This window comes from Pseudomonas sp. PSPC2-3 (assembly GCF_049898265.1).
GTDB classification, from domain to species: domain Bacteria; phylum Pseudomonadota; class Gammaproteobacteria; order Pseudomonadales; family Pseudomonadaceae; genus Aquipseudomonas; species Aquipseudomonas veronii.
Genome location: NZ_JAFCXJ010000004.1, coordinates 343,248 through 356,182 on the forward strand (window position 1 = coordinate 343,248; position 12,935 = coordinate 356,182).

The 12,935-nt window shown below is 52.6% G+C and carries 10 protein-coding genes, 2 tRNA genes and 2 pseudogenes; 7 read left to right on the forward strand and 7 right to left on the reverse strand.

Translation table 11 applies throughout. The features are described 5' to 3' along the window. Positions 1-56: 56 nt before the first annotated feature. Together ACP7E3_RS11570 and ACP7E3_RS11575 are read left to right on the forward strand one after the other, a co-directional pair. A tRNA-Lys gene (locus ACP7E3_RS11570) sits at positions 57-132 on the forward strand. A 133-nt stretch (positions 133-265) separates the two neighbouring features. Then, a tRNA-Pro gene (locus ACP7E3_RS11575) sits at positions 266-342 on the forward strand. A 169-nt stretch (positions 343-511) separates the two neighbouring features. On the opposite strand, the gene ACP7E3_RS11580 is transcribed toward ACP7E3_RS11575, so the two are convergent. Next, positions 512-1,789, reverse strand: a complete 1,278-nt coding sequence (locus ACP7E3_RS11580; RefSeq protein WP_056791165.1) for a site-specific integrase — start codon at positions 1,787-1,789, stop codon at positions 512-514. After that, positions 1,786-3,669 (reverse strand): MobH family relaxase, encoded by a 1,884-nt coding sequence (gene mobH / locus ACP7E3_RS11585; RefSeq protein ID WP_102643157.1) that lies wholly within the window; start codon positions 3,667-3,669, stop codon positions 1,786-1,788. Before mobH ends, ACP7E3_RS11580 begins: the two co-directional genes overlap by 4 nt. A 454-nt stretch (positions 3,670-4,123) precedes the next feature. Here mobH and ACP7E3_RS11590 point away from each other — a divergent pair, with 454 nt between their 5' ends. Next, positions 4,124-4,477, forward strand: coding sequence for a hypothetical protein (locus ACP7E3_RS11590; RefSeq protein WP_102643151.1), 354 nt, complete (start codon positions 4,124-4,126; stop codon positions 4,475-4,477). A 65-nt stretch (positions 4,478-4,542) separates the two neighbouring features. Here the strand turns inward: ACP7E3_RS11590 and ACP7E3_RS11595 are convergent, their stop codons facing one another. The 5 genes and pseudogenes from ACP7E3_RS11595 to ACP7E3_RS11615 form a co-directional block, all read right to left on the reverse strand. After that, entirely contained in the window at positions 4,543-6,054 is a 1,512-nt protein-coding gene (locus ACP7E3_RS11595; RefSeq protein WP_056791171.1) for a conjugal transfer protein TraG N-terminal domain-containing protein, read from the reverse strand. Then, entirely contained in the window at positions 6,051-6,419 is a 369-nt protein-coding gene (locus ACP7E3_RS11600; RefSeq protein ID WP_056791174.1) for a hypothetical protein, read from the reverse strand. The genes ACP7E3_RS11595 and ACP7E3_RS11600 overlap by 4 nt, the downstream gene beginning before the upstream one ends. Positions 6,420-6,432: 13 nt before the next feature. Beyond that, positions 6,433-7,791, reverse strand: a pseudogene (locus tag ACP7E3_RS11605) (integrating conjugative element protein). 22 nt (positions 7,792-7,813) lie between these two features. Next, entirely contained in the window at positions 7,814-8,755 is a 942-nt protein-coding gene (locus ACP7E3_RS11610) for a TIGR03756 family integrating conjugative element protein (RefSeq protein WP_056791179.1), read from the reverse strand. Beyond that, positions 8,752-9,132: a TIGR03757 family integrating conjugative element protein gene (locus tag ACP7E3_RS11615; protein WP_056791637.1), complete on the reverse strand. Its 381-nt coding sequence runs from the start codon at positions 9,130-9,132 to the stop codon at positions 8,752-8,754. The genes ACP7E3_RS11610 and ACP7E3_RS11615 overlap by 4 nt, the downstream gene beginning before the upstream one ends. Before the next feature lie 249 nt (positions 9,133-9,381). Here ACP7E3_RS11615 and ACP7E3_RS11620 point away from each other — a divergent pair, with 249 nt between their 5' ends. From ACP7E3_RS11620 to ACP7E3_RS11635, 4 genes and pseudogenes are all read left to right on the forward strand, one after another. Next, positions 9,382-9,816, forward strand: coding sequence for a LexA family protein (locus tag ACP7E3_RS11620; RefSeq protein ID WP_044275361.1), 435 nt, complete (start codon positions 9,382-9,384; stop codon positions 9,814-9,816). Further along, a pseudogene (locus ACP7E3_RS11625) lies at positions 9,813-9,950 on the forward strand (hypothetical protein); the annotation flags it as partial. The gene ACP7E3_RS11620 and the pseudogene ACP7E3_RS11625, both read left to right, overlap by 4 nt. Positions 9,951-10,069: 119 nt before the next feature. Beyond that, the gene (locus tag ACP7E3_RS11630) at positions 10,070-11,227 is read left to right on the forward strand and encodes a tyrosine-type recombinase/integrase (RefSeq protein WP_028692960.1); all 1,158 of its coding nucleotides are present in this window, start codon (positions 10,070-10,072) and stop codon (positions 11,225-11,227) included. 10 nt (positions 11,228-11,237) lie between these two features. After that, complete coding sequence (locus ACP7E3_RS11635) at positions 11,238-12,845, forward strand: hypothetical protein (RefSeq protein WP_070087031.1); 1,608 nt, start codon at positions 11,238-11,240, stop codon at positions 12,843-12,845. Positions 12,846-12,935 lie beyond the last annotated feature (90 nt).

Genomic DNA, 12,935 nt, shown 5'->3' on the forward strand with positions numbered 1-12,935 from the left:
AAAATAAGGTGTTGAATAATCCTTAGAAATCAGTATTATACGCGCCACAACACAGCGGGTCGTTAGCTCAGTTGGTAGAGCAGTTGGCTTTTAACCAATTGGTCGTAGGTTCGAATCCCACACGACCCACCATTTTCAAAGCGGATGTGTGTTAAGTAGGGCGGAGTTGAGCAGTATCTACTCGATCGACATGCAGCCGTCTGCGGCAAACAGTAGTTTTGTTGTCGCATGATGTCAATGTGCAACGGCTTTTCGTTGCACATGCCGGGGTATAGCGCAGTCCGGTAGCGCGCCTGCTTTGGGAGCAGGATGTCGGGAGTTCGAATCCCCCTACCCCGACCATTTCCGCTAAAAAAGACGCCATTTAGGCGTCTTTTTTTTGCCTTTTTTTTGTGCGTTCATATTTTTTGCGCGCAGATGCCTCTACTAACGCGACGTTGGCATGCTCGATACGTGCTTGTAAGCGGTAGGGCGCTGCTGCTCCGTCGGCGCGCTTAACCCTGATCGTTAGTCATGGTGATAATTTGGTTGGTCTCGCTAATGCAGCGCTCGAATACCCTGATGCCATGCTTGGCCTTCTGATTGCAGAAGACATGAGAGCAGCTAGGGTATTCATTTCTCCAGGCGGATGTTCCTGAGCGCTCTGAGGTTCCTGTATTTCACCAAAGCAATTAGCTACGTGATTCAAAGCTTGCTTAAGCGTTGGATTCGTCGACAGTTCCATGGCTATAGCTATTTCTTCCAAGGCTTTGGAAGAGGGCAGCTTCACAGTTGGTCTATCTAGTCTTCTGACCGTCCCATATGATCGTGGTGACGCTCCGCTCGAGTCTTCGCGCCGGATACGCTTTAATGCCCCTTGCATCACGCTACGCTCATGCAAGACCGTGCGCATGTGGCTGTAGTCGACCTCGACATAGCTCATCGTCGTCGCGATGTTTGAATGATTCAGGAGATTTTTCGTGAGATGGATATTGCGATCTGGTTCTTTCATCAGATCTGTGGCTAAGGTATGACGAAAACGATGGGGGGTAATTCGGGCTCCAAATTTTTGGGTTAGCTTACGGTACATTGCTTCGACCTGATCCGACGTCATTACTCGCCCACGGTAATGCATTGAAAAACGGTTTACGTTGAACAATTGGTCATCTGAGGTGAAGCCAGCGCGCTTCGCTTTATCCATAATTAGTTTTAGGTGGGGCGCAAGACCTTCCATGATGGGCACAGAGAACTCTCGATGTGTTTTTTCTGTTTCACCACGGATTAGAATCATCTGCTTATCAAGATCGACGTCTTTGTAGCGCAAATGCAATAAAGCATTGAGTCGTATGCCGGTGTAGTAGAAAACCTCGAACACAGCAAGCCAAAACCAAGCAGGTGTTACTTGGCTGCGCTCATTTGTGCAGCGTTCTTCTGCCTCTAGCGTTTCGAGCCAATTCCTAGATCTTTGAATTAAATTTGCATCGAGTATTTTGCTAGGGCGTTTTGGGGGAGTTACACAGGTTTCTTTGAATGGGTTGACCGTCGTATGTATAAGCATTTCGTGTTTTAACGCATATTTCCATACAGTACGTAGGTGGCTCGAATAAGTATTCCAACTGCGTTTAGCCTTACCATTTGCCAGAAACTCCTTTCGCCACGAGAGGATCGACCGATGGTCAATCTGTTCGATTGGGGTGGCCCCGAAATGTGCGAGCATCGCTTTGGCTGAGGACAGATAAGTCTTTGTAGATGCTGGCCGAAGGTCACGCGCAAAGATATATTCCTCCGTGAGTTGCAAGGCGGTGGTCATTGTTGGGACTCCATTGATTCTAATTTTAAAGAAAGGCTTGCGTTATCGAGAGGTACTTCTGAGAAAATGGTGAGGGGGTCCAATAGTAAGTAACCCTTCAGCTGTTTTGATTTGCGAGGGCCGATTACGTCGCAGTTCCAGATGTTCAGGCTCTTCAGGGTTTTTCGATGAAGTTTTTGCTTCTCGAAACTTCGTTGAACCAACTGCCAAGCGTTGACTTGCTGTGCTTTGGCTTGCTGTTCAATATGGGGGAACTCAAGGACGTAGCGCTTGAATATTCCTGGCGTCACCAACATAGCGGTCCCCGCTACGGTATGTACCAGTGCTTTGGTGTCGTTAATAATGATTTTCCGAGATGCGATCCCTTGTTTAAGCCATTCAACAAATCCCTGGCCGAGCTCGGTGTTACTGGGCATTGCAATGACTTCTTTATCAGTTGCTGCAGGCACGCCTTCTGGGTTAGGAGAGTGGAGGGGCTCGCTATCATAGGGTTTCGACGACGCGCTCTGTATTGGTGAAATGGAACTGCTTTGGGTGTCTTCTAGTGGCTCATTGACATTATTTAGAAGTGCCAGTAGCGCGTCAAATTCAGCGCGATCATCCGAAGGGCGTTGTGGTGTATCAGCGGATGCCGTTGGTGCCGGCGTTAATGGCGCTGGTGCAGCGTTAGCTTCAGCCGCTTGAGGTGAGCTTTTCACTGGAGCAGCGCTGGGACTTTGCGCCGCCAGCTCATCCACTGCATTGCCAGCCTCAACCTCAAGGGTGCCTGCGTAAACGGTGGGCCGTTCGTTGGGATCACTCCAAATCAGTGAGGGTGAAAGCTTGAGCAGGGTGAAGGTATTTCGCCAGCCACGACCGTTGTCGATTGTTGCTTTCCAGATGGCCTTATCCTGGGCATTGGTCTGGATAACACCTTGGTCCTGGAGCATGTTGAAGAAGGGCGCGTTCGAGCTGGGTACACCTTCAACGCCTTGGGTCAGCAAGTAAGCGCGTAGTTGATCGGCAATCGGTTTGCTGACGAGCCATAGAGCCTCTTGTGTCAGCCACCCATCTGAGGGGCCATCAGGCTGATTCAGTTTGAACGTGTCACGCACCAGGTGGCGCAAACCGTCCGCCAGTTGACGTTGCAAGGATTGTTTTGGCGCTGACAACGCACGAGCAGGGTTACCGCCGAGTTCCTGCGCGACAGAGGCTTGGTCGGCCTTGACCACAATCTCGCCCAATATGCCGGCGTGCTCATACTGGCCGGCCAGCACAAAGATCAGTTGCGACCAGGCTTCGGGGAAGCCGCTGAGCCAGTCTAGGATTTCCGAGGAAAGGATCTGCGCGTAGATCAGTGCGGCAGCGGCTCCGTGCAATTGGTAGTTGCGTCCTTTCACATAGCGAAAGCGATAAGGGCGATTGATTGGGCCATGCCATGGGTGCCAGGTTTTACCTCCCTCAAGTTCGATGTGTACGTCGACGGCAATCTTGCCGAGGTCGTGAATCAGAGCGCCATAAGCGGCTGCGGCAGTCCATGCTTCGGCCTGGGCCGATTGAGACTCCGGTGGTGCACCTATGGGTAGGAGGTAGGTCTGTCGAATCTTAAGCGCATAGGCGACGATCTCTAAGCCGTGATCAAGCATGCCGCCTGGGTGTGCATGGTGGTGGTTCTGCGAGGCAGGGAGCTGCTGGACCAACTCTGCGTAGCGCTCCAGTGGGCGCCGATAGAGCTCCACAAACTGTGAGCGTGATAACGAAGCACGCTGCCAGATGTTCTCCAGCAATTTTTGACGCCGTGGGGTCGCCAGCAGATCCTGTCCCTGGGCAGGTTTCAGAAAACCGTTTGGTGAAGAGGCTGCAGCAGGTAAAGGTTTGCTGCGGCGGAAAAATGAGAACATCACCAGCTCCATCAATGAATCATGGACTGGCTTTTCCGCTATCTGGTGGGTTTACTTCAATGGGAAAAGGTCACCGGCTGCATTAGGGTATTTCGAGAGGCGTTACGCCATCAGTGTGACGCTTTAGGTGACTTCGCCTGCGCAGAACAGTTGCACGACTAGGTTCCGAACCCTTTTTTATTGAGTGTCGCTCCAGGAGTTGCGACTAACTGCAGGTGAGGGCGATGACCTTTTTGCGTAGCAAGCCCTTTCGGGTAGGGCTTTTACCCTTGTGAACCATTCCATTCGCTTTTAGAGACCATTTACCCTTTTGGGCCATTTGGCGGTGGGCAGGAGTAGGGCGTCCGCGAACGCATGACGGCGCATCCGTTTATCCATTGGTCTTGCGGCGGCGTGAAATCAGGATTATAAATAATGTCAAAGCGCCTCCAGTTTAAGGAGGGCTAGGAGAAGCATGATGACCGCCTACACCTCACAGACCGTTGCAAGCCGCTTGGGCTATAGCCTTGGTCGTGCGGTGCGCATCGTTTGGTGCAGCGAGAACCGCACTTTACGCTGGGTCAAACGTCTTGCCCTAATAGCATTAGCTGTATATTCCTGGGTATGGTTGGCTCACGCGTTCGTTGCAGTGCTGACTGTTGGGCTAATCTTGCTGGCTTTGGTTGTAGGAGACTTTTCCAGACTACGTGCCATAGGCAATTCTGAGGATCGAGATGCTCCGTACGGGCGAAACGTATTCGGCCAACCATTAGACCCATGGGGTAATGTTGAGGGTGAAATTTCTGATGAGGATAATTTTTCCCGGTGATTTAAGGTATTGAACCCGCTTACGGATCTATCCAGAATGAATGGATCCGTAACTTCCTGAGTTTATTATATTGCTTTTTTGATAATGTCTGCTCCTGCTGAACCTGCTTTTTCAACAGGTTGCGTCCCACGTGTGAGCCCCTCCAGCGCCTTGCCTGCACTTATTCCAGCCCAGCCCAGTGCGCCTATCCAAAACATGGGTAGGATGATGAACATGGCTCCCATGACGAAGTTCAGGATCGCATCCTGGACCGTTGAGTTCAGTCCCATGACAGGGTCAAAAGACAAATGGGGTGAGCCTGCTCCATACAGAGCGTCCAAGATAGTTGTGTCTACCCACCGCGCCAGTTGAAACCAAAAGTCCACAAAGATCAGCGCAAAAAATACCACCGTCATGGTCATGGCCACCTGCAGTTGATAGGCACCCACTACCAGTACCAGCGGGATGCAAATCACCATCGCCATCTTCAAGAACGCCATAATCATTGGTAGCGCCTGACGAACCATGTCCATAGCCGGGAAGTATGCCAATGAGCCCAGTGCTACCCCTAGGGTGCCGGTGACACGGGCTGCGCCATTCCACACCGTCCCGTTAATTTGCCCACCGTAGTCCGTATAAACATCCCCTTTCACCTGGTTCGAAGGCGAGACCAGTTGCCGAACAAGTGAGTCGGTCACTTCGTCCTGGGACAGCCACTTCGCCCAACCAAGCATTTTTGTCATGAGGTCAGGAGATACCTGATCTTTGATACGATCTCGTAAGCCTACTCCGCTATCGGACCACCATTGTTTACAGGTTGGATATCCTCCACCTCCGCTCACCTGTGGCAACCCCACATCACGCGAAGCGTTGTATGGCCAGGATGTTCTGGGTGTTTTGGAGTAGTCCGTGTCGTAGTAGCCCGAGGTGTTCAGCAAGAAGTGGGAGCCGATCCAACTAAGGTCCTGCAGGAACTGGGGATCATTGGCTTTAGTGCCCATGTCTGGTTGACGCATGAAGAGACGGGCGCGTGAAGGCCCGTAACAGTCGTGGGTGAAGTCGCCGATTTCCTGGGCCAGCAGTGGGTTGTTGATCTTGGTGTTGTTCACCTCCATGCGGACTTGTCGCAGGTCGGTCCCACAAGGGATGGCTGCGACTGCTCCGTTGGTTAACCCTTTTGACAGCGCATGCATGAAAGCCCACCACATGGGCATCTGCGCACTCTTTCCAGCCAGAGAGCTGAATGTCGTGTTCCAGCCGGTGTCAGCTGGTTTGGGTAAGTTGTACTGGCATTGCTGGGCTCTACTTTGATCGAACGCCAAAGTATCGAAGCTCACATTGACGGCCGGGACTGCGAAGAATGCGACGACGACGTACCCAACGTAGATGTTGGTCTCGATCCGGGCCAGTGAAAGCACGCCTTTGTTACCCTCATCAGCCCCTTCGCCACGGACCTTGAGCCATTCTCGAATCACGATTATGCAGAAGGGCAGGGCGAACAGGCCGGTATCTGAAATCATGTCCCAGATGCCGTTGTTGATGATCCAGCCCACCAGGGTGAGGTAGTACTCCAGATAGTCATTGGTGTAGAGCGTCACTGGACACCTCCTCCCTGATACAGCACTTTGCTCATCTCAACCATGGCAAACAATAAAGCCACCATGACCTCGATCTTCAGCAAGCCTTTGCGCCTCGATTGCGGCAAACGAGCCTTGAGCTTGAGCCAGGCAACCGTCAATGCGATATAAAGCATCAGTCGCCAGGTGAGCAGCGTCCAGTAGTTGTCGACACGCCATGCTTGCCATTGCTCAGCACTGTCGAACATGCTCATCAATACGGCGTTGAGTAATACCACGAGTGCTGTAGCGGCTAGCAGAGTGCCTAGAACAACGAGAATGCCCCGCCCGACTCGTCGAGTCAGCGAGCGGTTGGGGGCGGCGGCAGGATCTTGAATATCAGTCATGGCCTACACCTCACTATTTGCTTTTGGCAGGTGATTGCAACTGATTCAGGCGATCCGTTTCTGGATCGCCTGGAAACACGCCGCGTGAGTCTTCGGCCCGAGCTTTGCCGCGTTCAATGATGGTCAGTGGTGAGTTCTTCGCGAGCTGCTGACGCATGTCCAGCTCCATTTTCAGGTTGCTGATTTCCTGTTGCAGCGACGAGCTCTGCTGACCGACTGCCTGAACGGCTAGGTCGTTAGCCGCGACGTTTGGTTCTCGGCTACCTGCCATCAGGGTACGTTGAAGGGTCAAGGCTTTCTCCAGTACATCCGACAGCGCGACTTCGGAGGCAAGTCTGCGAGCGAGTACGTCTTGATCTCGCTCATCCTTGAGAGCCGCCACAACACCACGGGTGATGGGCAGAGAGTTGCTGCTTGCGGCTTCTAGGTTTTCGACCGATAAACTTTTGCTTCCAGTCAGCAGCTCCTGCAGTGCCTTAAGCTTGGTGTCGTAGGTTTCCTGGATCAGTGGTGTGAGGCCTACACCCGCTGCTGTCACCGTTTTAGGGCAACTGTCACAGGTTTGTTGTTGCTGTTCTCCCAGCACACGATTGGCGAACGTAGTGGCTTCCTGGGGCGATGACCAGACATTGCAGACCATGCCATTGTTGCAGCTGTCTTTGCTTATCGAGCCGGTGTCACCGGCCGCACGTTTGTTCAGCAGGTTGTAGCCTGCTTTGGTAACGTCCCCCACGATACGAATGGGCTTCTGACCGGAGCCGCCTGCTCGATCACCTCCAACCCAGGTGACGCCATCGTTGCCACCTTTCTATTCGACCTGCTCCACAGCCGAGACTGCGTCCGTGTTTGACGTCAGCGCCTGGCTCATTGCCTGACCTTCAGCGAGCTTGCCCCAACCCATTTGATTGCCGGCGATATCCGCCATTTTTTCGCCAATGGCCCTGCAGGTGCCTTTGGACCGGTCAAAGTCCAATCGAGCTTGCAAGATGCCGTTCGTGATGAGGTTGTACAGCGCTGGATTTGCGCGTTGGAGGATCAAGGCTGGCAGCGAGGCGACGGCGCTGGTGGCGTTCTGCACCACCGAGCTCATGATGTTCTGGAACCCAGAGGTGGCACCATTCAACTGGTTTTGCAGGGTGTTGCTCATGCTCATGTTTCCGCAGACCAGGTTGTTGTTCCAGCCACCGCCGACGGAAATACTGTCCATGTTGCCGGCGCTCCCCATTGTCACGGCGTTCCCCCCGCCGATGTTGTAGAGCACGTCGTCGCCAATGACGCTGCCAGAGGAGGAGACATTGATTGGGTCTGCAGATTGAGCTACTGCGCTGCTAAAACAGCAGATGAGGCAGATCGCCAAGGGGGTGAGTTTCATATGGTGCTCCGATCACTGAAGTTCATTGGAAGTCCGTACTGCCCAGGAAGGTCTGGCCACGACGTTGGCAGCACGAATACGGACGCCAGAGCGCCCAGGCGTATCCGCCGTCCTGGGCATCGATATTGGGGGGGATGGTTGGAAAGGTTGCGCAGGTGGGATTGAGCACCGGGGTCAGTTCCTGCCACTTGCCGGTGGAGGCGTCACCTTCGCGTAGTGGCCCTGCAGGCCAGTAGCCGGGGTAGGGAATGGCAAGCATTGGCAGATAGACATGTACTTGACCCAAACGGGTGACCACGTCGCCGGCACGCTGTGCAATGACGGCACCGGTCTTGTAGTCATCGGTCTGGTTGAGGAAGCCGCTACGGGGGTAGACATTCCCCCAGCTGCTTGCAGTGAGCAGGCTACCGACCTCGCGCAGACCAGGAATGAGTGCTTCGGGGTATACGGCCTCGGGCACGCCATATCGCCAGGCGATCGGGTCCAGGGTACTGAGGAAGTAAGGCACAAGAGGTAACGCTGCGCCTTTGCATACATATCCCGAAGCGCTGGCGAACTGGCTTAACGTCGCGCCACCTGGATGGCCAATGACGTCGGCTTCCTTGAACTTGATCATGTTGTTTTCGGCGACGTGGTTGGTAGTGCCGTCATTACCGGCTTGGGCCATAGGGTTTGGAGAGCCAAGCGGTGACATCTCAATCCACGGATTGGCTCCCGTGTTTGAGTAGGCCGACACCACAGCGTCCGGCACATAGTGACGAACTTTGGTGGACGTTTTGACCTTGCAGCCGAAGGGCGTGCAGAGGAGCCAATAGCAAATGCCGACCACCTTGTATTCCAGGCACGTAGGCGACAGTGTCGAAGCAATGATTGTGGCCGAGGTGATCGCCGCTGATGCGCTGCAGGACAAGCTGAAGGCGATGGCCAGTGACAGCGGGCGGATCGCTAAGCGTGAGCGTCTCATCGTGACAGGCTCCTAGCTCGATCAATCTGCGCTATGGCTTTTGCCACGTCCGCCTCCCCGTACACAACGTAGCGGCGGTCGACGACAACTGCGGGGATTTTTTCAACCCCAACACTCCAGGCATCTGTAATGCCCTGCTGTGCTTGAACCAGGTCGCTTTGAAGACGTTTGCCGGCTGGACTTGCCAAGTAACGCTGAATGGTTACTTCAGCCTGGCGTTGATCGTTAGGAAGCTGTTGAGACAGCAGCTCTTCGAGGCGTTGCTGATCGTCGAGACGAATGATGCGCACGCCAGTAGGTACGGACACAGGATGTGCCTGATCAGTGATGACCCACGTTTCCGCGTGTGCTGTGGCAGACAGGAACGTGAAGGCCATGGAAGCAAGCCAATGCTTCGTCGTGGGGGAAGGCTTATGGATATGGGGCATCGCACCGTACCTAAAGTGAGTTCAGGTACAGGAAACCGGATGGCCGCGTTCCGTGCAGTAAGAAATAGGAGTTCGAGTGGTATAGGTTTTCGGTAGGGCTCAATTCAGGTTGGAGGGCATTTGGTCGGCTCAAATTGACGCGACTTCCGCGGCGCAGTTAACTGTGTATCCATACAGTTATTTGTTCAGGCCAGGTATATGAGCGTGACCCTTCTTGGTCCCATTGCCAGTGGTGGTGTATCACTCCCACTGTATTCCTCCCAGGTGTCTGCCGGCTTTCCATCGCCGGCAGCGGATCACCTCGAAAGGTTGATATCGCTGGATGAGCTGTTCGAAATCAGGGCACCGCACGTGTACCTGGCCAAGATTTCTGGGCACAGCATGCAGGGTGCCGGTATTTTCAACGGTGACCTGGTGATCGTCGACAGAAGCAAAACGGCGCGGCATGGCGACATCGTCATTGCGGCGCTCAATGCCGAGTGCGTGTGCAAGCGTTTGCACCATCGAGATGGCCAAGTGGTGTTGATGGCCGAAAATCCCAAGTTTCCGCCCAGATACGTGATGGAAGGTGACGATCTGGTGATTTGGGGTGTGGTCAATTACAGCGTGCGCGATCATGAGCGATCATCATGAACGTGAAAGGTGCATCCCATCCAGACCAGCCAGTCTTTGCATTGGCAGATTGCAACAGCTTCTATGCCAGCTGTGAGCGTGTTTTTCGGCCGGATCTGGCCAGCACGCCCATTGTGGTACTCAGTAACAATGATCTGAGGGGTGGGAATCGTTAGTAAATCCTGTAGAGTCCGCGCCACCTTCTGAACCCCTCTGGAACAGCAGTTTCCAGGCTTCATAAGGCAATCCATTGGAAGTGTTTTAGGGCAGCGGCATGAGGCTGGTATTCGCAACAAAAGACCTAGCATTAGCAGGTCGATCCTTTGAAGGCTTTCCGTTGCTGATTGGGTCAGAGGGATGGCCAGTCGAGCCAGCTCAATCCTTCCTTTGGCACACGCTTATCGAGTCAGGTGAGGCCCTAAGCGATTTGACTTGGGAAGCCTATGGACGGCGTCTGTACGATTACTTTGCCTTCCTGGAAGCCAATGGATTGGGCTGGGACGAGGAAAGCCCGGCTCACGGTCTGAGTGCTCTGTCGAGGTACAGGGATTGGTCGAGCGGAGAATTAGCACTTGATCCCGGCACGGTGAACAATCGTCTGGCCTTGATCGTGAGGTTCTACCGATGGGCTAAGCAGCGCAACCTGATAACTGTGCTGCCCTTCGGTGAGAAAAGGGTAAGAGTTGCCCAACATTCCGGTCTTCTCAGTCATATCGCTCTGCCCGGAGCCGAGAGCACGAAAGTTTCGGTGATGGTTCGCGACCGAAAGCGCTTGACCAAATTCCTGACCAAGGATCAAGTCAAGGTATGCCTTGCCCTGGATACCGATCCAAGCCACCAGATATTGTTCCACCTCATGGTGCGTACCGGCCTTCGCTCCTGTGAAGCGAGGTCTTTTCCTCTCAAATATGTGTTCAACCCCAGGTTGAAGAAGGGACTGCGCCCAAGGCAAATGATCAGTGTTGCTCTTGATCCTTCAGACATGCATATCAAGTACGACCGGCCTAGAACTATCGACGTGCCATGGTCGTTGATGGAGAGCATGTGGTCTTACTCCCTTCACCAACGAGAGGTTCGTAAGTCCAATGGTGATGGACGTGTTACCGCGCTGCTGCTGACTAATGAAGGCAGGCATTATTCAAAAGATTCCGTAGTGGACGTTATGAAGTCCTATGAAAGAAAGTGCGGTTTCTATGTTCGGGCCCACATGCTACGCCACACCTATGGGACTTATACCTTGCTTGCTCTTCGAAAAAGCAAAGAGTTTGAAGGTGAGCCATTGTTGTATGTCCGAGATAGGCTGGGGCATTCAGATGTGCAAACAACTATGATCTATTTGCATCTCATAAACCAGCTTGAAGCCCAATCCGTCCTTGCTCACGAGGACGAAATTGACATGATGTTTATGACTGATTCGGTTTCGCGTATTTGAGGTAGCACCATTGGCTCGGCAAAAAAGCTACAAGGCGGTTATGCGGTCGGTTACAAAAGGATTCGAGGCTGTCGAAGATGATATCAAGATTGACCTGCCGAGAAACCCGAGAAACCACAGGCAACTCGATCATACGAAATATTTAGGCTTGGGCTTCGACGCTTGGGCAATTCAAAGTCTTCACGTTATCAAAGCTTTGCTACAAGGAGGAAACTTCTCAGTGACGACCTTGATTGGTTACTCTACGAACGGGCTGAGATTTTTTATAAATTTCTTGAGTGGAGGTTCGGTCAAGTCGCCACCTGCAACGCCAAACAGTCTTACCAAAAGCCACTTGGATCGATACATCTCTTGGCTGAGGCTAAAATACCCTAACGGCTCGACAGCCAAGAATTACTATACTAGCTTCAAGTCGTTAGTTGTTGTTTTGGCTGAATATGGATTTATTGAAGTTAATCTTGACGATCTTTTGCCCCTCAATCCATTTCCTAATAATTCGCAGAGCACTAAAGATGCAGATCCGCTCACCTTGGGTGAAATGCAAAGGCTGATTGGCGCTTTGAAGTCAGATCTTATTGCCATCCATAAGGGTACATTCCTTGGAAATGGCGCGGAGGCGATGGCTGTATTGCTACTAATTACTGCGGCAAGGTCTGGAATCAATACTACGCCGCTCTTGGAGATGAAAAGGGATGCCCTACAGCCTCACCCATTTATTCCTAATCTCAGGTTGATTACTACCGTCAAACGTCGAGGTAAAGGCGCACAGAGCAAAACAATCCGTCAGACTAATCTGCTAGATGAGTACAGTGCTATTCCCCTGGATGGGGTGGCAGTCCTCAATAAGGCGCTGGAGATTTCTAAGCCACTCGTAGCACTGGCACCTGATGAAATATCTTCATGTGTGTGGTTATATCGCTCGGGCCAGCCTGGCCGCTCGAACGACATCGTTACCCTTACACCCGGTGCTTTATATGTCACGGCAAAAAGCATTTGTGAGCGTCATGCGCTTCAGGATGATCAAGGCAATCGGCTAAATGTCACGCTTAGTCGGCTGCGAAAGACTATGGAAAGCCGTTTGTGGAAACTGAGCGGTGGCGACATTATAGAAGTTTCCTCCGTTATGGGTCATACCCCTGGTGTCGCCGATAATCACTATTTGAAAATCAACGATGAGATCAAGGTCGACGGGGCGACATTTGTTGGGGAGGCTTTTCCGGACAAACTACGTGGCATAAACGTTATACCAACCCCACCAGGCGGCTGCAAAGATAGCCTTTACGGTAGTCTGGCACCAAAGGATGGCGTCAATCATTGTTCTGAATTCATCCACTGCCTCGGTTGCCCTAGCTATGCAATTGTAGGCACCTTGGAGGACTTATACCGGCTGTTCAGCTACCAACAATTCTTGTATGCAGAAGTCGAATACTTTCTCACGGACGAGTGGGGCGCATGGCGCAAGCGTCAGTTTGACTATATTCGATTGATAGATGATTTCACCCAGAAGTTTGATCTTGCATTGGTTTCGCAAGCAAGGGCTCAGGCTGAGTCATCTCCGCACTTGTTCTGGGCTAAAAAAATCGAGTTCATGAAGAAAAAATTGGGCGGCGAAATTTGAGCATAAGAACCACGAATGCGGTGTTAAAGGCATATGATGTCCTCATCGCACAGCCAGTTTCAGCGAATGGTCTAAGTCCCGCAGAGCGGG

What these genes read in the sequence shown, in the direction of transcription:
- ACP7E3_RS11580 (WP_056791165.1), bottom strand. Translation starts at nt 1,789, where the DNA reads ATGACCACCGCCTTGCAACTCACGGAGGAATATATCTTTGCGCGTGAC.
- mobH (WP_102643157.1), bottom strand. Translation starts at nt 3,669, where the DNA reads ATGTTCTCATTTTTCCGCCGCAGCAAACCTTTACCTGCTGCAGCCTCT.
- ACP7E3_RS11590 (WP_102643151.1), top strand. Translation starts at nt 4,124, where the DNA reads ATGATGACCGCCTACACCTCACAGACCGTTGCAAGCCGCTTGGGCTAT.
- ACP7E3_RS11600 (WP_056791174.1), bottom strand. Translation starts at nt 6,419, where the DNA reads ATGACTGATATTCAAGATCCTGCCGCCGCCCCCAACCGCTCGCTGACT.
- ACP7E3_RS11610 (WP_056791179.1), bottom strand. Translation starts at nt 8,755, where the DNA reads ATGAGACGCTCACGCTTAGCGATCCGCCCGCTGTCACTGGCCATCGCC.
- ACP7E3_RS11615 (WP_056791637.1), bottom strand. Translation starts at nt 9,132, where the DNA reads ATGGCCTTCACGTTCCTGTCTGCCACAGCACACGCGGAAACGTGGGTC.
- ACP7E3_RS11620 (WP_044275361.1), top strand. Translation starts at nt 9,382, where the DNA reads ATGAGCGTGACCCTTCTTGGTCCCATTGCCAGTGGTGGTGTATCACTC.
- ACP7E3_RS11630 (WP_028692960.1), top strand. Translation starts at nt 10,070, where the DNA reads ATGAGGCTGGTATTCGCAACAAAAGACCTAGCATTAGCAGGTCGATCC.